Source organism: Chachezhania antarctica (assembly GCF_003646465.1).
Classification (GTDB): Bacteria; Pseudomonadota; Alphaproteobacteria; order Rhodobacterales; family Rhodobacteraceae; genus Chachezhania; species Chachezhania antarctica.
Genome location: NZ_QZEX01000008.1, coordinates 116,313 through 135,339, shown reverse-complemented (window position 1 = coordinate 135,339; position 19,027 = coordinate 116,313). Strand labels below are relative to the sequence as shown.

The 19,027-nt window shown below is 64.5% G+C and carries 17 protein-coding genes; 4 read left to right on the top strand and 13 right to left on the bottom strand.

Features of this window, described 5'->3' with window-relative positions:
• Positions 1 to 17: 17 nt before the first annotated feature.
• The 4 genes from D4754_RS16605 to D4754_RS16590 form a co-directional block, all read right to left on the bottom strand.
• Positions 18 to 896 (bottom strand): F0F1 ATP synthase subunit gamma, encoded by an 879-nt coding sequence (locus tag D4754_RS16605; RefSeq protein WP_121065767.1) that lies wholly within the window; start codon positions 894 to 896, stop codon positions 18 to 20.
• Between the two features lie 13 nt (positions 897 to 909).
• Entirely contained in the window at positions 910 to 2,448 is a 1,539-nt protein-coding gene (gene atpA / locus D4754_RS16600) for a F0F1 ATP synthase subunit alpha (RefSeq protein ID WP_121065764.1), read from the bottom strand.
• The gene (locus tag D4754_RS16595) at positions 2,449 to 3,009 is read right to left on the bottom strand and encodes a F0F1 ATP synthase subunit delta (RefSeq protein WP_121065761.1); all 561 of its coding nucleotides are present in this window, start codon (positions 3,007 to 3,009) and stop codon (positions 2,449 to 2,451) included.
• 319 nt (positions 3,010 to 3,328) lie between these two features.
• Entirely contained in the window at positions 3,329 to 4,108 is a 780-nt protein-coding gene (locus D4754_RS16590; protein ID WP_121065758.1) for a methyltransferase domain-containing protein, read from the bottom strand.
• A 71-nt stretch (positions 4,109 to 4,179) separates the two neighbouring features.
• Here D4754_RS16590 and gloB point away from each other — a divergent pair, with 71 nt between their 5' ends.
• Both gloB and clpA read left to right on the top strand, forming a co-directional pair.
• Positions 4,180 to 4,950, top strand: coding sequence for a hydroxyacylglutathione hydrolase (gene gloB, locus D4754_RS16585; RefSeq protein WP_121065755.1), 771 nt, complete (start codon positions 4,180 to 4,182; stop codon positions 4,948 to 4,950).
• Positions 4,951 to 5,465: 515 nt separating this feature from the next.
• Entirely contained in the window at positions 5,466 to 7,793 is a 2,328-nt protein-coding gene (gene clpA / locus D4754_RS16580; protein ID WP_121065752.1) for an ATP-dependent Clp protease ATP-binding subunit ClpA, read from the top strand.
• 78 nt (positions 7,794 to 7,871) lie between these two features.
• On the opposite strand, the gene D4754_RS16575 is transcribed toward clpA, so the two are convergent.
• The 3 genes from D4754_RS16575 to D4754_RS16565 are packed head-to-tail and all read right to left on the bottom strand — an operon-like array spanning position 7,872 to position 11,606.
• The gene (locus D4754_RS16575; protein WP_121065749.1) at positions 7,872 to 9,818 is read right to left on the bottom strand and encodes a peptidoglycan -binding protein; all 1,947 of its coding nucleotides are present in this window, start codon (positions 9,816 to 9,818) and stop codon (positions 7,872 to 7,874) included.
• A gap of 3 nt (positions 9,819 to 9,821) precedes the next feature.
• Positions 9,822 to 10,994 (bottom strand): biopolymer transporter ExbB, encoded by a 1,173-nt coding sequence (locus D4754_RS16570; protein WP_121065746.1) that lies wholly within the window; start codon positions 10,992 to 10,994, stop codon positions 9,822 to 9,824.
• Between the two features lie 48 nt (positions 10,995 to 11,042).
• A complete protein-coding gene (locus D4754_RS16565; protein ID WP_121065743.1) occupies positions 11,043 to 11,606 on the bottom strand; it encodes a gamma-glutamylcyclotransferase in 564 nt (187 codons plus the stop codon).
• A 66-nt stretch (positions 11,607 to 11,672) separates the two neighbouring features.
• Between D4754_RS16565 and D4754_RS16560 the strand changes: the two genes are divergently transcribed.
• Entirely contained in the window at positions 11,673 to 12,662 is a 990-nt protein-coding gene (locus D4754_RS16560; protein WP_121065740.1) for a DUF2125 domain-containing protein, read from the top strand.
• On the opposite strand, the gene D4754_RS16555 is transcribed toward D4754_RS16560, so the two are convergent.
• The 6 genes from D4754_RS16555 to D4754_RS16530 form a co-directional block, all read right to left on the bottom strand.
• Entirely contained in the window at positions 12,659 to 13,477 is an 819-nt protein-coding gene (locus D4754_RS16555; RefSeq protein WP_121065737.1) for an extensin-like domain-containing protein, read from the bottom strand. The two genes, D4754_RS16560 and D4754_RS16555, sit on opposite strands and share 4 nt — an antisense overlap.
• On the bottom strand, positions 13,474 to 14,412 hold the full coding sequence (locus D4754_RS16550; protein WP_121065734.1) for a prephenate/arogenate dehydrogenase family protein: 939 nt from the start codon (positions 14,410 to 14,412) through the stop codon (positions 13,474 to 13,476). The genes D4754_RS16555 and D4754_RS16550 overlap by 4 nt, the downstream gene beginning before the upstream one ends.
• Positions 14,409 to 15,494: a histidinol-phosphate transaminase gene (gene hisC / locus D4754_RS16545; protein WP_121065731.1), complete on the bottom strand. Its 1,086-nt coding sequence runs from the start codon at positions 15,492 to 15,494 to the stop codon at positions 14,409 to 14,411. Before hisC ends, D4754_RS16550 begins: the two co-directional genes overlap by 4 nt.
• 137 nt (positions 15,495 to 15,631) lie before the next feature.
• A complete protein-coding gene (rpsD, locus tag D4754_RS16540; protein WP_121065729.1) occupies positions 15,632 to 16,252 on the bottom strand; it encodes a 30S ribosomal protein S4 in 621 nt (206 codons plus the stop codon).
• Between the two features lie 228 nt (positions 16,253 to 16,480).
• Positions 16,481 to 17,554 (bottom strand): Hint domain-containing protein, encoded by a 1,074-nt coding sequence (locus D4754_RS16535; protein WP_121065726.1) that lies wholly within the window; start codon positions 17,552 to 17,554, stop codon positions 16,481 to 16,483.
• A 385-nt stretch (positions 17,555 to 17,939) separates the two neighbouring features.
• Positions 17,940 to 18,707, bottom strand: coding sequence for a Fic family protein (locus D4754_RS16530; RefSeq protein ID WP_121065723.1), 768 nt, complete (start codon positions 18,705 to 18,707; stop codon positions 17,940 to 17,942).
• On the opposite strand from D4754_RS16530, the gene D4754_RS24060 reads away from it, so the two are divergent.
• A complete protein-coding gene (locus D4754_RS24060) occupies positions 18,694 to 19,026 on the top strand; it encodes a hypothetical protein (protein WP_205589652.1) in 333 nt (110 codons plus the stop codon). The two genes, D4754_RS16530 and D4754_RS24060, sit on opposite strands and share 14 nt — an antisense overlap.
• Position 19,027: the final 1 nt, after the last annotated feature.

Below are 19,027 nucleotides of genomic sequence, written 5' to 3'. Positions count from 1 at the left end.
GTTGCCCGCGTCCAGCATCAGAGCGCCTCGGCCCCCGAGATGATCTCGATCAGCTCGTTGGTGATGACGGCCTGACGCGACCGGTTGTATTCGATCGTCAGCTTTTCGATCATCTCGCCCGCGTTCCGGGTTGCGTTGTCCATGGCGGACATGCGCGCACCTTGTTCGGACGCCCCGTTTTCCAGCAGAGCGGCGAAGATCTGCGTGGCGATACCGCGCGGCAGCAGGTCAGCCAGGATCGCTTCTTCCGTGGGCTCGTAATCATAGAGCGCGGTCGAGGCTTCCTCACCTTCCGGCATGTCGTAGGCGGCCGGAATGATCTGCTGTTCGGTCGGGATCTGGGTCACGACGTTGACGAACTGAGAATAGAACATCGTTGCGACGTCGAATTCTTCCGCGTCGAAACGCGAAAGGATGTCCTGGGCGACCTCCTGCGCGTTGACATACGCCACGCGCTTGACCTCGCTCAGGTCGACATGGCCCACGAAGTACTTGCCGTAATCCCGGCGCAGCGCATCGCGGCCCTTCTTGCCGACGGTCAGGATCTTCACTGTCTTGCCTTCGGCAACCAGCTTGTTGATCGTCAGACGCGCCATGCGGGCGATGTTCGAGTTGAAGCCGCCGCACAGGCCACGCTCGGCCGTGAGGACGACCAGCAGGTGTGTCTGGTCGCTCCCCGTGCCGCGCAGAAGCCTGGGCGCGCTGTCGCTATCGCCGACCGAGGCCGCCAGGCCCGCCATCACCGCGTTGAAACGCTCCGTGTAAGGGCGCGAATCTTCTGCCGCTTCCTGGGCACGACGGAGCTTGGCCGCCGCGACCATCTGCATGGCCTTGGTGATCTTGCGGGTCGACTTGACCGACTCGATCCGCATTTTCAGGTCCTTGAGACTGGGCATTGCCGTCTCCTTTTTATCCGAAGGTCGACGCGAATTCTTGGATGGCGTCCTTCAGCTTGTCGGCTGCATCACCCTTGATCTTCGGATCGTCCTTGGTGATCCACTCAAGAATGTCCTTCCGCTTGCCGCGCAGGTGCGCCAGCAGACCGGCTTCGAACTTGCCGACCTGGTTGACAGGCAGCTTGTCGAGGAAGCCGTTGGTGCCGGCGAAGATCACGCAGACGATTTCGGCGTTGGTCAGCGGCGAATACTGCGGCTGCTTCATCAGTTCCGTCAGGCGCGAGCCGCGGTTCAGAAGCTGCTGGGTCGACGCGTCGAGGTCGGACCCGAACTGGGCGAAGGCCGCCATTTCGCGGTACTGCGCCAGTTCCAGTTTCACCGGGCCGGCCACCGATTTCATCGAGTCGGTCTGGGCCGAGGAGCCCACACGCGACACCGACAGACCGGTGTTCACGGCCGGGCGGATACCCTGGAAGAACAGGTCGGTTTCAAGGAAGATCTGGCCGTCAGTGATCGAGATCACGTTGGTCGGGATGAACGCCGAAACGTCGCCGCCCTGGGTTTCGATGACCGGCAGGGCCGTCAGCGAACCTGCGCCGAAATCTTCGTTCATCTTCGCCGAACGCTCCAGCAGGCGGGAGTGCAGGTAGAAAACGTCACCCGGATAGGCTTCACGCCCCGGCGGACGGCGCAGCAGCAGCGACATCTGACGATAGGCAACGGCCTGCTTGGACAGGTCATCGTAGATCATCAGGCCGTGGCGGCCGTTGTCGCGGAAGAATTCGCCCATCGCGGTGGCGGTGTAGGGCGCCAGGTACTGCATCGGCGCCGGTTCGGACGCCGTTGCAGCGACGACGATGGAATAGGCCATCGCGCCGGTTTCTTCCAACTTCTTGACCAGCTGGGCAACGGTCGAACGCTTCTGACCCACGGCAACGTAGATGCAGTAGAGCTTCTTCGATTCATCGTCGCCCGCGGCGTCGTTGTAGCTTTTCTGGTTCAGGATCGTGTCGAGCGCCAGGGCGGTCTTGCCGGTCTGACGGTCGCCGATGATCAGTTCCCGCTGGCCGCGGCCGATCGGGATCATGGCGTCGACCGATTTCAGGCCCGTCGCCATCGGCTCGTGCACCGATTTACGCGGGATGATGCCCGGCGCCTTGACGTCGGCCACGCCGGTCGCCTTGGCATTGATCGGGCCCTTGCCGTCGATCGGGTTGCCCAGGGCGTCGACGACGCGGCCCAGGAGTTCCTCGCCGATCGGCACGCTCACGATCGAGTTCGTGCGCTTGACCGTATCGCCTTCGCCGATGTCGCGGTCGGACCCGAAGATCACGACGCCGACGTTGTCGGCTTCAAGGTTCAGTGCCATCCCCATGATGCCACCGGGAAATTCGACCATCTCGCCGGCCTGGACATTGTCGAGGCCATAGACCCGGGCAATCCCGTCACCGACGCTCAGCACGTGGCCGACTTCAGCGACCTCGGCTTCCTGGCCAAAATTCTTGATTTGGTCTTTCAGGATCGCAGAAATCTCTGCTGCTTGGATACCCATTTATCCGACCTCTTTCATTGCATTCTGTAGGGCGCCCAGACGCGAGCGGATCGACGTGTCGATCATCTTCGAGCCCACCGTCACAATAAGACCGCCGATGATATCCGCATCGACGGCCGTGTTCAGTTTAACAGTCTTACCAACCTGCTTCGCCAGCGTCTCGCTTAGCTTTGCAGTCTGTTCCTTGGTCAGCGGCTTGGCCGTAACCACGTCCGCCGTCACTTCGCCGCGCTCGTCGGCCAGGCGGTTGCGCAGCTGCTGGATCAATGCCGGCAGCACGAAGAGACGCCGCTTGTCGGCCATCAGGGCCAGCGTGTTCTTCAACATGGGCTCGACACCCATCTTTTCGGCCACGGCTGTGACGCCGGTCCGCTGTTCCGCACGCGAGAACACGGGCGAGGACACCAGCTTGGCCAGATCCGGGCTTTCGGCAAGCGCCGTCGAAAGATCGTCGATGCTGGTCTCCAGCGCTTTCAGGCTTCCGCCCTCTTTCGCGATCTCGAAAACTGCGGTGGCATAGCGCTCGGCAATGCCAGCGGAAATGGAGGCTGATTCGGACACGTCCACCCTTCCGATTGATTGACCCGGGCGGCGGGAGTGCGAATGCCCGGGTATGTGAAACGGCCCGGATAAGTCATCCGGGTGCGAAAATCAGCGTGGATGTAGCAGAGCGTTAACCCCCTAGCAACATGCGATAGGCCTAAACCGAAAGGGCAATTGGCCTGAAATAAATGGAGAAATCCAAAGGTGCGACCCTTTGCGCAGGGCAGCGCACAATTGTTAGCGTACAGCATCCGTGTTGACAGGTTTCCGGTGCCTTGCCGGGCGGCCCGGTACGCCCTGCCCGGACCGCTCGGATTCGGCGCCGAACATCAACGCGCTAGCCTTCGTCGCGGTCCGGGCCCTGCATCTGCTGACCCATCGGCAAGGCGGGTTCGCCCAGCCCCTCGACGGGCTTTGGCGCCGTGCGCTGCGCGCGTTTCACGCGTGTCCCGTCGGTGGGCTGCACACGCTTCTTCGCCTCGACAAGAAAGACTCCGCCGGCCAGCATTGCGGGCAGCCTGCCGGCCAGGCGTTCGACGATCCGGCCCGATTTCAGCCAGAACCGCCGCTCCGACGGGGGTTGGAACAGCGCCGCTGCATGCCGTTCGGGTTCGAATCCATGGGCGCGAATCTGCGTTTCCAGCTGGCTCAGCGTGTAGGGCCGCCCGTAGCCGAAGGGCGTCCGGTCGTTCCGCGACCACAACCCGGCCCGGTTCGGCACCACGAACAGCGCCTTGCCCCCCGGCCCCAGCACCCGGGCGCATTCGTCCAGCAGCCGCGCCGGCCGTTCCGAGGTCTCCAGCCCGTGCAGCAGGATCAGCTTGTCGACCCGGCCCGTCTCGATCGGCCAGAGCGTTTCCTCGATCAGTACCGATACGTTCGGCCCATCTTTGGGCCAGGCCATGACGCCTTGCGGCCCCGGCATCAGTGCGATGACCCGGCGGGCATCGGGCAGGTAGGGGCGCAACAGCGGCACGGCAAAACCGAATCCCACGACCGTCTGCCCCTTCGCCTCGGGCCAGAGCCGCTGCACCTGTCCGCGCACGCTGGCCTGCGCCGCGCGGCCAAGCGCACGTCGGTAATAGAATTTGCGGATGTCATCGACGTCGAGATGCATTGCGGGCGCCCGTCCGATCCGCCAAGTTGGGGGAGGTTCCATGTACTCTATCAACGAAAGGTCAAAAGGCCATGCCTCTCGACGTCGTGACTGTGCCCTGCCTGCAGGACAACTATGCCTACCTCGCCCATGATCCCGAAACCGGGGAAACCGCGGTGATCGATCTACCCGAAGCAGCACCCCTTCTGGCGGCAGCGAAGGAGAAGGGGTGGAGCATCGACAAGATCCTCATCACCCATCACCACGACGACCATATCCAGGGTCTGGACGGCGTGAAGGAGGCGTTCCCGGACGCCATGGTCTTCGGTCACGCCAAGGATTCGGAACGCCTGCCCCCGCTCGACGTGGCGCTGAAGGACGGCGATACAGTGTCTATCGGCGGTGAAGAAGGCACGGTGATGGACGTCTCCGGCCACACCATCGGCCATATCGCCTTCTATTTCCCGGGCTCGAAGGTGGCGTTCACGGCGGACAGCCTGATGGCGCTTGGCTGCGGCCGGGTGTTCGAAGGCACGTTCCCGATGATGTTCGAAAGCCTTTCGAAGCTGCGGTCCCTGCCCGACGACACGGTGATCTGCTCGGGCCACGAATACACGCAGGCGAACGCGAAATTCGCGCTGTCGGTCGAGCCCGATAACGCCGCGCTTCAGGCCCGCGCCAGGGAGATCGACGCGGCCCGCGCGTCCGGTACGCCCACGGTCCCGTCCCTTCTGAGCCTTGAGAAGGCCACGAACCCCTTCCTGCGCGCGGGCACGCCGGAACTGGCCGCGGCCATCGGCATGGAGAACGCCAACCCCGTCGACATCTTCGCCGAGGTCCGCACCCGCAAGGACAACTTCTGACGCGGTTCCCGCCCGGCACCGTCGGGCGGGAATTGGCCGGACGCGTTTCGCCGCGGCTGACGCCGCGCCGACCCGGCCGCGGGGGAGGGCCCCCGCACCCCCCCCTCCGCAGCGGCGGGTTCATCTTTCGGGGTTTTCGCACCCTTCGGACGGCTCCGGTTTCGCCGCGGCACTGCCGCGTCGACCGGGCGCGGGGGAGGGCCCCCGCCCCCCCTCCGCAACCGGAGGCCTGTATTTGGCAACCCTTTGTCAACCTTCGCGCCGGTACAGTATCCCTTGAATCGCGGACGCTTCGATCCGATATCAGGCGAGTCGTGCCGAAGGTGAGGGCAAAACCCACGTCAAGCCCATCACAAATGACCGCCTATTGAGCATTTGTGAGACGATCTAACAAGAAAAGCCTTGAAGCCGGCGAGTGATCAACCAAACTCTAAGGGGAACGTGGCAGGATCGCATTGGGGGCGCCTGGCCATGTCGGCACCCCCGCGCGACCTCAGGCAAGAAGGAGCACTCCCGTGCCTTCATTCTCGAGCACTCTTGAACAATCCATTCATGCCTCGTTGGCGCAGGCCAACGAACGCCGGCATGAGTTCGCAACGCTGGAGCATCTGCTTCTGGCGCTGATCGACGAACCCGACGCCGCCCGCGTTATGAAGGCCTGCAGTGTCGATCTGGACGAATTGCGTACCACGCTGGTGGAATTCATCGAAGAAGACCTGTCGAACCTGATCACCGACGTGGAAGGATCCGAAGCGGTCCCCACCGCTGCCTTCCAGCGGGTGATCCAGCGCGCGGCGATCCATGTCCAGTCCTCCGGCCGGACGGAGGTGACGGGCGCCAACGTTCTGGTCGCCATCTTCGCCGAACGCGAATCGAACGCAGCCTACTTCCTGCAGCTGCAGGACATGACCCGCTACGACGCGGTAAACTTCATCGCCCATGGCGTGGCGAAGGATCCGGCCTACGGCGAAAGCCGCCCCGTCCAGGGCTCGGACGAGGCGGAGGAAGAAACCCATACCTCTCAGGCACCTGACGCGGATCAGAAGGAAAGCGCGCTTTCAAAGTATTGCGTCGATTTGAACGCGAAATCCCGCCACGGCGATATCGACCCGCTGATCGGCCGCGAATCCGAAGTGGAACGTTGCATCCAGGTGCTGTGCCGCCGGCGGAAGAACAACCCTCTGCTGGTAGGCGACCCGGGCGTCGGCAAGACGGCCATCGCCGAAGGTCTGGCCCGCAAGATCGTATCTGGCGAGACGCCGGAAGTTCTGCGGAACACCACGATCTACTCGCTCGACATGGGCGCGCTTCTGGCCGGCACCCGCTACCGCGGCGATTTCGAGGAGCGGCTGAAAGCGGTCGTCAACGAACTGGAAGAGCATCCCGATGCGATCCTGTTCATCGACGAGATCCATACCGTGATCGGCGCCGGCGCAACGTCGGGCGGCGCGATGGACGCGTCGAACCTCCTGAAGCCCGCGCTTCAGGGCGGCAAGCTGCGGACGATGGGATCGACCACCTACAAGGAATTCCGCCAGCACTTCGAAAAGGACCGCGCGCTGTCGCGCCGTTTCCAGAAGATCGACGTGAACGAACCGACGGTCGATGACAGCATCAAGATCCTCAAGGGCCTGAAACCCTATTTCGAGGAGCATCACGGCGTGAAATACACGGCCGAGGCAGTCAAGACGGCCGTCGATCTGTCGGCGCGCTACATCAACGACCGCAAGCTGCCCGACAAGGCGATCGACGTGATCGACGAAGCGGGCGCGGCGCAGCACCTGCTGGCGGCCTCCAAGCGACGCAAGACCATCGGCGTGAAGGAAATCGAAGCCGTCGTGGCCAAGATCGCCCGCATCCCGCCCAAGAACGTCACCAAGGACGATGCCGAACTGCTGAAGGATCTCGAGGTCTCGCTGAAGCGCGTGGTCTTCGGCCAGAACAACGCCATCGACGCGCTGTCGAGCGCCATCAAGCTGGCCCGCGCCGGCCTGCGGGAACCCGAGAAGCCCATCGGCAACTACCTGTTCGCGGGTCCCACCGGCGTCGGCAAGACGGAAGTGGCCAAGCAGCTGGCGGATATCCTTGGCGTGGAACTTCTGCGCTTCGACATGTCGGAATACATGGAGAAACACGCTGTCTCCCGCCTGATCGGTGCGCCTCCGGGCTATGTCGGGTTCGACCAGGGCGGGCTGCTGACCGATGGCGTCGACCAGCATCCGCATTGTGTGCTGCTTCTGGACGAGATCGAGAAAGCGCACCCGGATGTCTACAACATCCTGCTGCAAGTGATGGACCATGGCGAGCTGACCGACCACAACGGCCGGACGGTGAACTTCCGCAACGTGGTGCTGATCATGACGTCCAACGCCGGCGCCGCGGAACAGGCGAAGGCCGCCATCGGCTTCGGCCGTGACCGGCGGGAGGGCGAGGATACCGCCGCCATCGAACGCACGTTCAGCCCGGAATTCCGCAACCGTCTGGACGCGGTTATCTCCTTCGGCCCGCTGCCGAAAGAGGTCATCATGCAGGTGGTCGAGAAGTTCGTGCTGCAGCTTGAAGCCCAGCTGATGGACCGCAACGTCTCGATCGAGCTGACGCCGGAAGCCGCCGCTTGGCTGTCGGACAAGGGCTATGACGACAAGATGGGCGCGCGTCCGCTGGGCCGCGTGATCCAGGAACACATCAAGAAGCCGCTGGCCGAAGAACTGCTCTTCGGCAAGCTGTCGAAGGGAGGACTGGTGCGCGTCGCCGTGAAAGACGGTGCGCTGGATCTGCAGATCGAAGGGCCCGGAAAGCCGCGGCTTTCCGGCAACAAGCCACCGCTGCTGACCGCCGACTGACGTCGCGCCACCCGCAAGAGTGCCAAAGCCCGCCGGTGATTCCGGCGGGCTTTTTCCATCCCTGACAGGGCACCGGCCCTATCTTTCGGTCAGTTTCAGTTCGATCCGGCGGTTCTGGGCATAGGCTTCGGGCGTCTGCGCGGGGTTGAGCGGCTGGTATTCCCCGAACCCGTTCGCGGCAAGATGATCGGGGTCGATGCCCAGATCTTCCGACAAGTAGCGCACCACCGAAAGCGCACGGGCCTGGCTAAGCTCCCAGTTGTCGGCGAATTCCGAGTTCGGCCCCAGCGGCGTGCTGTCGGTGTGTCCATCCACGCGGATCACCCAGTTGATTTCGGGCGGAATGTCATCGGCGATCCGCTGGAGAAGCTGCGCGACCTTGGCAACCTCGGCCTTGCCGGCATCCGAAAGTTCAGCCTGCGCCGGGGGGAACAGCACCTCGGACGAGAACACGAACCGGTCGCCTTCGATCCGGATGTCTTTCTCGTCATCCAGCACCTCGCGCAGGCGGCCGAAGAAGTCCGAACGGTACTTCTCCAGGTTGGCCTTCTCGGCCTCCAGCCTCTGACGCTCGGCCTCTTCCAGCGCGCGGTTTTCTTCCGAGATCGCCAGTTTTTCCTCGGCCAGTTGCTTGCTGCGCCGTTCTTCCGCGGCCACGCGGGCCAGCGCGGCGTTCAGATCGGTGCCAAGGTTCTGCAACTGCACCCGCTGGGCACTGTCGCGTTCCTCGTAATCGTCCAGCAGCGCCTGAAGGTTGCCAAGCTGCGTCCGCAACGCGCCCACCTGCTGGTTCAGAAGCACCGTCTGCTCCTGCGCACGGGTCGAAATCGCTTCCTGCTCGCTCAACGATTCGCGGGCGCGGGCCAGCAGGACTTCGCGTTGTTCGGCAAGGCTGAGCTTCTCGGCCGCGTCTTCCTCGGCCTCTTCCTGGGCCGCCAGCGCCGCGATCAGGCGGCGGCGCAGGTCGTCTTTCTCTACCGCCTGATCCTGAACCGATGCCAGCTGTGCCTGCAAATCATCCCGTTCGGCCCGGATGGCGGCCAGGGCCGCAGTCAGTTCCTCGCGCGAGGCGTCGGCTTCGGCCAGTTCGGTGCCCAGCTCTGCCCGCGCGGCCTCGGCCTCGCGCTTCTGCTGGAGGGCCAGCAACAGCTTTTCGTCAAGGCTCGCCTGCGCTGCCTCGGCTGCGGCCAGCAGGGTCAGCGTTTCCTCGGCCGTGCGGCGCTGTTCTTCCAGCGCGAGCGTCATCGCCGTGAGCTCCGCATCCGCATTCTGCAACCGTTCGCGCAGCGCTTCGGCGGCGGCGGCTTCGGCAAGGCGGGCCTTTTCTTCTTCGCTCAGCTCGGATTCCAGCGCGATCACGCGGGATTGCAGCGCCTCGGCCGCCGATTCACTTTCGGCCCCGCGGGCGCGCAGATCCTCGACCAAGGCCGTCAGCGCCTCCCGCCGGGCCGCGGCCAGCCGGGCGGCTTCGGTCTGTTCGTCGACCTCGTCCCGGGCCTGCGCCAGCGCAAGGTTCAGCGCCTCCTGCTCCGACATCAGCTCGGCCCGGTCGGTTTCCAGATCGGCGATCTGGGTTTCGGCGTCGCGGGCATTGGCCAGAAGCGTGGCGACCTGATCTTCGAAACTGGCGATCCGGATCTGCGCGGCATCGAGCGCCTGCGCCTGCTGGTTCCGTTCCGCTGTCAGCGACGCGATCACGGCCGACTGGCTGTTCAGTTGCGCCTGCGCCGTGCTCAGTTCGTCCTGCGTTTCATCGAGCATCGAGCTCAGCTCGCCCATCTGCGCGGTCAGCTGGGTGTTGCGCCGCTCCTCCAGCCCCAGCGCGCTGGCCAGTGCCTGCACCTCGGACCCCAGCGCATCCAGTTCGCTTTCCTGCCCGGAGATGGTTTCCCGCAGCACGAACTGTACCACCATGAAAATCGTCAGCACGAACATCAGGACCAGCAGCAGGCCCGTCATCGCGTCCACGAACCCGGGCCAGATCGATCCCTGAAATCGGTTCCCGCTGCGGCGCGACAGGGCCATCGGTTACTCCGTACCGGCCGGTTTGCCGCGGCCCGTCCGGCCCATCGCGCGGGCCAGCGTGTCGATATCGCGGCGGATCTCGGCCATGCTTTCCTGCCGGCCGGCGGAGATTTCTTCGAGAATGCGCAGCATCTGCACGTCGATCGAGCGCAGCCGCATCCGGCTCTCCGCGTCGATCCCTTCACCGGGGCCGTAATCGCGGATCAGCCCGGCCAGTTCCGTCTGGCCTTCGGCCACCCGTTCCAGCGCCGAGACGACGGTCTGGTTCTCGGATTGGCGTTCGTTCATCTCGGTGATCGCCGTCACAAGCTGCTGCAGCCCGGCATCGACCTGCGCGCGGCTGGCATCGGTTTCAAGGAAGACCTCCCGCAGGTTGTCCATCTGGTCGGCCATCTGTTCGACAAGGCCCGCCACCAGATCGTGGCTGGCGCCGCCATCCTCCCCCGCCGCGAACCCAAGGCGGGTGATCGAGGACAGCCAGTCCTCAAGCTCGCGGTAGAACCGGTTCTGGCCGTGGCCCGCGAAGATTTCGAGCAGGCCCACGACAAGCGATCCCGCAAGCCCCAGGAGGGAGGAGCCAAACGCCACGCCCATGCCGCCCAGCTGCGATTCCAGCCCCGTCATCAGCCGGTTGAAGACGTCGATGCCTTCGTCGCCCGCCTGCGGCGCAAGGCTGCGGATCGTGTCGACAACCGCCGGGACAGTCGTGGCAAGGCCGAAGAACGTGCCCAGAAGGCCAAGGAAAATCAGCAGGTTGACGATATAGCGCGTGACCTCGCGCTGTTCGTCGATGCGGGTGGAGACGGAATCGAGGATGCTTTGCGTCGACGACGAGTTCAGCTGCATCCGCGTCCCGCGCGACCGCAGCAGCGACGCGAGCGAGGCCAGAAGCTTTGGCGGCTTGTTGTCGGCGCTGATCTCGCCATTGGCGAAACGCTCGATCCACCGGACCGAGCCGAACAGCTGCATCACCTGCCAGAAGCAGGCAAAGACCCCCACGAAGAACACGGTGCCGATGATCCCGTTCAGGATCGGGCTGGCCTCGAAGATCGGCAGGACCTTCGGCAGCGCCAGGAATGCGCCGAACCCCGCAAGGATCAGCACGACGCACATCGTCAGGATCTGACGCACAGGATGCGAGAACTGCGGGGTCGGTTCCCGATCTGATGGCGCCATTTTGGTTGAGTCCCGACGTTCTAGGCAAAAAAATTTGTCGAAATGACCCTATCCGGCCCCATCGGGCGCGCCAAGTCCTTGCGGTGCAAGGATTGCAACGCGGTCGGCCAGCCATTGCAGATCTGCATCTGCCAGCCCGATCTCGTCCAGATGTCTTGCCGTATTGAACAGATATTCGGCGTTATGCCCCATGCCGCCGACGGCGCGGGCAATGATCCGGGCCTGTTCGTCCAGCGGAAGGCCGCCGCAATACTGCACGTGGTCGGCATCGATCACGTAAGCCACCGCTTCCACGCTTTTGCCCTGCCCGGCCAGTTCCAGCGAAACCGTCTTTTCCAGGTAGGCCGAGGAGACGAGTTCGCGTTCGCGCAAGTAGGCCAGCGTCGTATCCTCGTGCCCGGTTTCGACCCTCAAGGCCAGCCCGGTGCAGCTAGCACCCGCCATCGCGTCCAGCGCCAGAACAAGGCCCGGATCCTCGGGCGTGCCACGGTGATGGATCGAGCGCATGCAGAACGACCGGTGATACCCGTCGAGCCGGGCCACCGCCCGTTCGGCCACCGGGAAGCCCGGGTTCCACAAAAGCGAGCCGTATCCGAAGACCCACATCGTCATGTCACAGTTCCCCTTGCACGGGTGCGGACTAAACACCAAACCGGGGACAGGTGAAAGAGGTGGCCCATGCGACGATTGATCGGACTTCTGGTGATTGCGGCGGCCCTGTGGTCGGGCTGGTGGTTCGCGGTGTCCTATGGCGTGCGCCAAGGCATCGAAGCGGCGATCGTCCAGCAGGAGCGCCGCGGCTGGGACGTGGCGACCGGCGCGGTCGAAACGCGGGGCTTTCCCCTGACGCACACGACCCGGATCGACGGCCTGCAATTCATCCGCGGCAACGACGGCTGGCAGACGGCCTGGGCCGAACTTCAAAGCCCCGCGATCTGGCCCGGCGACCAGACGCTGCGGCTGGCGCCCGAACAGGTGGTGCAGCTTGGCGCGGCCGTGTACGTGCTTTCGGCCGACGATCTTCTGGCGCATCTGCGGTTCCAGCCGGGGCTCGCCCTCACGGTGGACGCCATCAATACGCGGTCCGGCCCATGGACAGCGGTGCAGAACGGCGCGACCGTCCTGTCGGGCGATGGCGTGGATCTGGCGTTCTCTGCAACTCAAACTCCTGCCCGCTACGACGTGGCGCTGGATCTGCCGGGGCTGGCGCCCGGCGACGGCATCCGGCAGATGATCCGCGCCCCGGAAGGGTTGCCGCGAACGTTGGGCGTGGCAGGTGGCGCGGGGGAGATCCTGTTCGACCGTCCGCTCGATCGCCATTCGCTGAACGGCCCGCCGCCTCAGCCGCGCGAGATCGTGGTCGAGGCAGCCCAGCTGACATGGGGAGACCTGGGGCTGGGTGTCACCGGCAGCTTGCAGATGGACGCGCGGGGCGTGCCCGAAGGGGTGCTGCAGATCACCGTGCGGAACTGGAAGCAGGTGGTGGCCATGGTGCGCGATGCGCAGACGCTGCCGCCGGGGCTGCTCAATACCGTGGAGCGCGCGCTGACCATGCTCTCGATGCTGGGCGGACAGGCCGGAGAGCTGACGCTGCAACTGAATTTCCGCGAGGGCGGGATGGCGCTTGGCCCCCTGCCCCTTGGTCCCGCGCCGCTGATACGGTTCTAGCGGCAGTAGGTGCCCGACCGGTAGCGCGCAGTGTCCATGTGGAAATGGTCGCGGTGATAGCGGTCGGCCCGTGGCCCCAGCACGGTACCGAAGGGCCCGCAGGCCGCTTTCCAGGCCGACTTCAGCGCCCGGCCGCGGCGGCCGCGGCCCCAGCCTTTCAGCACCGTGACACTGTCGCCATCGTCGAAATTGAACGCGGAGATGTCGATGGCATTCCCCTTGCCGTGTTCGGATATCTTGGCGCCCGGACGGTTGTTCCGCGTGCGGCAGGAGTAGTGCGCCGCGACCCGGAGCGAGACCACCGTGTCCCGCCTGCCGAAGGCGGGCTTCACGCCGTTTTCCACCCAGTCGCGAATGGCCTTCGCCGTCGGGCAGTTGACCATCGCGGGGGGCGACAGCAGCACACCGGCGGCACTTTCGACCAGCACCGCCTCGTCTATCCCGCAGCCGCGGATCCGGCCCGGCACGCGGCCGATCACCTTGCCCGTCAGGTCGGGAATGCCGCAGATCGCGTTGCCGGCGACCTTGTTGTTCTTCTTGCTGAAGATCCCGCCCAGAAAGCCCTTGTTCGACGTCTCGTCCGGCGGCGGAACGGCGCCCGCCGACGCGGCAGGTTCACCAGCCCTGTTGCTATAATTTCTTTCCCTAGGCCGAACGACGTTGCCCGCCGGATCGGCCTGCGCTTCTTCGATCGGCTCGGGCGCTTGCGGGCGGGCCTGCGGGCGCAGCGATTGGCCGGGCGCTTCGGCAAGGACCGGGACGACGGTCAAGATGGCGCACACCAGCACCACGGCAATGCGCACGAGCCCCGTCATGATCGCGACGAGCCCCGACCGAAATCGGGCGCGTCGGTGTCTTGGCCTGCCTCGACAATGCCACGGCGGATGGCGCGGGTACGGGTGAAATAGTCGAACAGAAGGTCCCCGTCCCCGGTGCGGATCGCGCGTTGCAGGGAGAAGAGCTCCTCCGTGAAGCGGCCGAGGATTTCGAGCGTCGCGTCCTTGTTCGTCAGGAACACGTCGCGCCACATCGTCGGGTCACTGGCCGCGATCCGGGTGAAATCGCGGAAACCGGCTGCGGAATACTTCACCACTTCACTGTCCGTCACTCGCCTTAAGTCATCGGCCACGCCGACCATCGTGTAGGCGATAAGGTGCGGCGTGTGGCTGGTGACCGCAAGCACAAGATCGTGGTGATCGGCCGTCATCACGTCGACATTGGCGCCAAGCGCCTGCCAGAATTCCCCCAGCCGCAGTTCGGCCGGGCTGGTCGGCGTGTCGGCGTCGTCGGTGATCAGCAGGCACCAGCGGTTGTCAAAAAGCGTCGCAAAGCCGCTTTCGGGGCCCGAATGTTCCGTGCCCGCCAGCGGATGGCCCGGCACGAAATCGACGCCTTCGGGCAGAAGCGGCGTGACCGTTTCGATGACGGATTTCTTGACCGAGCCCACATCCGTGACCGTCGCACCCTTCTTCAGATGCGGGGCGATTTCTTCCATCACCGCGCCCATTGCACCCACCGGCACGCACAGAACCACCAGGTCGGCGCCCTCCACGGCTTGGGCCGCGCTGTCGCAGACCTTGTCGCACAGGCCGATACGCCGGGCGGTGGCGCGGGTGGCTTCGGTCCGGGCAAAGCCCGTGACCTCGCCCACCAGCGGGTCCTTCGCGTTGGCCCGGCGGATTGCCCAGAACATCGACGATGCGATCAGGCCAAGACCGATCAGCGCGACGCGGTTGTAGACGACGCTCATGCCCGATCCGCCTTGAAGGCGGCGATGGCCTCGGCCACGCGGGTGCAATCGGCCTTCGTGCCGATGGTGATGCGCAGGCAATAGCCCAGGTTGTAGCTGCCCATCGCCCGCACGATGATGCCGTTCTGCTTCAGGTACTCGTCGCAGGCCGCCGCTTCGGCCTCATCCGCGAACCGCGCAAGGATGAAGTTCGCGTGGCTGGGATCGGACGGCACGCCGACCTTGGCCAGTTCGGCCGCCAGCCAGTCACGGTTGCGGACGTTTTCCGCCAGGGTTTCTTCCACCCAGTCGACATCATCCAGTGCGGCCTCGGCCGCGGCCAGCGCCGGTGCCGACATATTGAAGGGCTGCCGGATCCGGTTCAGCACGCCGATCACATCGGCCGGGCCATAGCCCCAGCCGACCCGAAGCCCGCCCAGCCCGAATAGCTTTGAAAAGGTGCGGGTCATCACGACGTTCTGGTGCTTTTCCACGAAAGCCGCGCCACCATCGAAGCCTTCGACGAACTCGGCATAGGCGCCATCCAGCACCAGCAGCACGTCTCCCGGCAGCCCGGCGATCAGGCGCGCGATTTCAGGATCGCTGACCATCGTGCCGGTCGGGTTGTTGGGGTTGGCCAGGAACACGATCTTCGTGCGCGACGTCACGGCCGCAAGGATCGCATCGACGTCCGCCACGCGGTCCTGCTCCTTCACCGCGACGGGCTGCGCGCCCTGCGCCAGGGCGCAGATCGGGTAAAGCGAGAAGCCGTGTTCGGTGTGGATCACCTCGTCCCCCGGCCCGGCATAGGCCTGGCAGAGCAGCATCAGAACTTCGTCCGACCCCACGCCGCAGAAGATCCGATCGGCGTCCAGCCCGTACCGCGCGCCAAGCGCGTTTCTCAGGCCGGCATGGTCCGTCGACGGATAGCGATGCATGTCCTCGGCCGCGGCTTTCAGAGCGGCCACCGCGCGCGGGCTGGGCCCGGCCGGGTTCTCGTTCGACGACAGCTTCAGCACGTTCTCGACGCCGGCCACCTTTGAGGCACCGCCGACATAGGGCGTGATTTCCAGGATTCCGGGCTGCGGGCGGGGTGCGGACATGGGGTGCTAACCCTCCTTCGGATGGCGCTACTCCTTAGCCGCGCGCGGGCACGGTGAAAAGGGCGCCGGACATAAGAAAAGGGGCCGTGCTGTAAGCGCGGCCCCCGTTTCGTTTCGCCTTGTTGCCCGGAAAGGGCTTAGTTCTTGGCGTAGAATTCGACGACCAGGTTCGGTTCCATCATGACCGCATACGGCACATCGCCCAGCTGGGGGGTGCGCACGAAGGTTGCGGTCATCTTCGAATGGTCGGCGTCGATGTAATCCGGCACGTCGCGTTCAGCCAGCTGGGTGGCTTCCAGCAGGACGGCGAGTTGCTTGGAACGGTCGCGGACCTCGATCACGTCGCCTTCCTTCACGCGGTAGGACGGGATGTTGACGTTCTGGCCGTTCACCTTGACGTGGCCGTGGTTCACGAACTGGCGCGCGGCGAACATGGTGGGCACGAACTTGGCGCGGTAGACGACGGCGTCGAGACGGCGCTCCAGCAGGCCGATGAGGTTTTCACCGGTGTCGCCCTTCACCCGCTCGGCTTCCGAGTAGATGCGGCGGAATTGCTTTTCGGTCAGGTCGCCGTAATAGCCCTTCAGCTTCTGCTTGGCGCGCAGCTGCAGGCCGAAGTCGGAAATCTTGCCCTTGCGGCGCTGGCCATGCTGGCCGGGGCCGTATTCGCGGCGGTTGACCGGGGATTTCGGACGGCCCCAGATGTTTTCACCCATCCGGCGGTCGATTTTGTACTTGGCAGACGTGCGTTTGGTCACGGCTGGTCTCCTTCAGTTGGATCGCCGGTCCGGGACCGGCCATGAAGGGCGTTGTCCTTTCCCGCTTGCGCGGGCGACAGGCATCCCCTTGCGGGGGCCACCAACACCAATGAAGCGGCGCTTATAGAGGCGCGTGGCCCCGAGTCAAGCGCGGAATACCGGCCTGACCCGGCGGCAGGGAATCATGATTAATGTTTCGTGTTCTCCCCCGAACACCCGGGATGGCGATCAGGCGGCCTCGGTGCGCAAGATTGCCATCTCGGTCCGGGTGAGCATGCGGCGGGCCGGGGCGCCGTAGCGTCTCGGATCGGTCTCGATTTCGGGGCAGAGATCGAAAAGCTCGTCGCGGTCTTCGGTGCCGAGCGATTCCAGCGCGGCGCTGGCGGGATGGAAGCTTTCGGTTTCCACGCCGTTGGCCCAGATGATCTGGTGGCTGGGCAGCATGAGATGGACGTAAGTCACCTCGCGAATGCGGGGTTCGATCATCACGGAGGTGCCATCGACCAGGCCAGACGCCTGGGCCAGCACTTCGTCGGTGCCGAACAGATGGCGGGCGGCCTTGCCCCGGACCAGGATCCGGTGATCGGGCGAGACGAGCAGCCCGCTGTGCGGACGTTCGATCCCCAGCGCGCCGGGGCGGATCAGGACGGGGCGCAGATGCGGCATGGCATGCAGCCGCGCGCCGGTCATGCGGCAGTGTCCGGTCCACAGGATTTCCTGCGTGCCGCTGTCACGGGTGCGCACCTTATCGCCGGGCTTCAGGGTTTCCACGGCGCGCGCGCCCGACGGCGTGTCGATCTGCGTGCCGCCGGCAAAACAGATGACGCCGGTCTCGTCCGGCTTGGTATCCGCGGCGCTGCCCAGTTCGGTGCGGACGACCCACAGTTCGGAATTCGCGGGCGGGATGGACTGGTGAAACATCAGGAGAGGCGGTGCGCCCGGCCCGACGGGAATGATCGTGATCGTGAAGATCTGGGCGCCGTTCGAAACCACGAAGAAGCTGTCGGGCAGCCCGCCTGAATCGCTGGTCGCGCCCGTATCGCCACCCGCTGACATGACGGCCGGACCCCCGACCAGACGGTGGACGACCTCGGCCGCGGCGCGGCGCGACGATCCGGCATCGGACGTGGACGCCGAGCCGTAAAGGGTGCGGATTTCGTTCGGGACCGAGATGGGGATCGAAAGCCCCTGCCAGGACCATGCGGCCCCCTCGCGGAGCGCGTCGATCGGACAGTCGGGCAGGCCGTCCAGTTCGGTCTGCGACCAACTGACGACAAACGTGCGATCTGAGCCCGTCACCATCTACCCGTCCATCTCTACGCCTATGAGCTACAAAAAACCAATTAACAGAATATGTTCCCAATTCACAGTAGCACATTTCAAAAAACCGGTTGAAACCCGTAAAACTGACGCGAGGTCAACATGAGTCGTGCGATCATGCCTGTCGCCGATTGAACTCTACTATATGCACAACCTAGGGTATATCTCAAAGAGATATTATCGCGTTATGTGGAGAAAATCGAGTTTATGTTGCATTTGAAGAAATGAGTTTTGCCTGGCGGAACAAAATTCCGCTGCGATGCAGCGGGGAGAGCGGCCTCTGAACCGCCGCCATGCGCATTGGTCGGCATCTTCCATATTTGAAAATACCAAATATACTGACCTATTTTTGCCAGACTTCTGTGCATTAGCGACGTAGAGTCAACCTGTCGGGTTTGTTTGGCGCCTGGAGGCTCTCCCCATACGGGAAAGACCGCTGAGGTTGGAGGCGCAGGGCCGGATCGGTCATGAACCGGCGCATATACATGTCCAGCGGACGGGCCGACACCGGAAGCGCCTGAATCGCTGCGAAGAGGCCGGGACCGTAGCCGCGCGACCCGATGGTCCAGCGGCTGTTCAGCGACAAGTCGAGCTGCCGCGCCAGCCCCGATACAAGGATTCGGGCGATTCGCCCGTTGCCGCCCTGGTAGGGATGGATCAGCAGAAAGCGCGCCAGCACCTGCCCCAGCCCGCCAAGCCGCGTGCCGGCATCGCCAGGCTTGTCCAGCAGGCCGGCGATCATGTCGGTCAGTGCCTCCATCTCCCGCGTGACCATGGCACCGGGCACGAAATGCAGTTCATCGCCCAGGTCGCCGAAGATCTGCAGAGCTTCCAGTTCCTGGCCGGCGACGCGGTATTCCCCCGCCCGCCCGGCCGGGGCCGCGGGACCGGACCGCCGGGCCAGTTCCACATGCAGGGGCCGCGTATCCAGAAGCAGCGCGCGCTGGTCGTCCATGGATCGCGTCGCAAGAGACTGCGCGACCTCTTCCGCGCTGCGAAAGCGCATCGTGCGGATCGCCCTGTCCATGCGCCAGGTCCTGGGCGCGCGACCGGTATCGTAAGACACCGCGCCCTGCCCCGGCCCGTATCCCGGCCGCGCGCCGCCGGTCGTGCCCTGCCCCTTGTTCCAGCTCATCCCGTGCGACACCTTTTTGCCCGTGTCAAAAATTCATCCGGGCGGAGCCGAGGGCATTCCTCCCGTTCGACACAGTATGACCCGCGAACTTTGCCAAAGACTTAAGATTGCCCGCGACCCGACGCAGTTTCGCCACAAAGCGACCGGAAATAAAATGCTGATCGCGGGCCATGGACTTGTCATCATGCAGAAAATTGCCTTATTTATCGACACCGGCGACATTCCTGTGCCGGATCTGGGAATGAATGATCGGAACGGCCTGTGGCGGGATCTGGGACCTCCCGTTCCGGACAGAGCCGGTCTCAATCAGGGGCGGTGAA

Coding starts and splice junctions, on each gene's coding strand:
- D4754_RS16565 (WP_121065743.1), bottom strand. CDS start 11,606: ATGACGATGTGGGTCTTCGGATACGGCTCGCTTTTGTGGAACCCGGGC.
- D4754_RS16550 (WP_121065734.1), bottom strand. CDS start 14,412: ATGAGCGTCGTCTACAACCGCGTCGCGCTGATCGGTCTTGGCCTGATC.
- D4754_RS16535 (WP_121065726.1), bottom strand. CDS start 17,554: ATGGTGACGGGCTCAGATCGCACGTTTGTCGTCAGTTGGTCGCAGACC.
- hisC (WP_121065731.1), bottom strand. CDS start 15,494: ATGTCCGCACCCCGCCCGCAGCCCGGAATCCTGGAAATCACGCCCTAT.
- D4754_RS16560 (WP_121065740.1), top strand. CDS start 11,673: ATGCGACGATTGATCGGACTTCTGGTGATTGCGGCGGCCCTGTGGTCG.
- D4754_RS16570 (WP_121065746.1), bottom strand. CDS start 10,994: ATGGCGCCATCAGATCGGGAACCGACCCCGCAGTTCTCGCATCCTGTG.
- D4754_RS16590 (WP_121065758.1), bottom strand. CDS start 4,108: ATGCATCTCGACGTCGATGACATCCGCAAATTCTATTACCGACGTGCG.
- D4754_RS16575 (WP_121065749.1), bottom strand. CDS start 9,818: ATGGCCCTGTCGCGCCGCAGCGGGAACCGATTTCAGGGATCGATCTGG.
- D4754_RS16605 (WP_121065767.1), bottom strand. CDS start 896: ATGCCCAGTCTCAAGGACCTGAAAATGCGGATCGAGTCGGTCAAGTCG.
- atpA (WP_121065764.1), bottom strand. CDS start 2,448: ATGGGTATCCAAGCAGCAGAGATTTCTGCGATCCTGAAAGACCAAATC.
- D4754_RS16555 (WP_121065737.1), bottom strand. CDS start 13,477: ATGACGGGGCTCGTGCGCATTGCCGTGGTGCTGGTGTGCGCCATCTTG.
- gloB (WP_121065755.1), top strand. CDS start 4,180: ATGCCTCTCGACGTCGTGACTGTGCCCTGCCTGCAGGACAACTATGCC.
- D4754_RS16530 (WP_121065723.1), bottom strand. CDS start 18,707: ATGAGCTGGAACAAGGGGCAGGGCACGACCGGCGGCGCGCGGCCGGGA.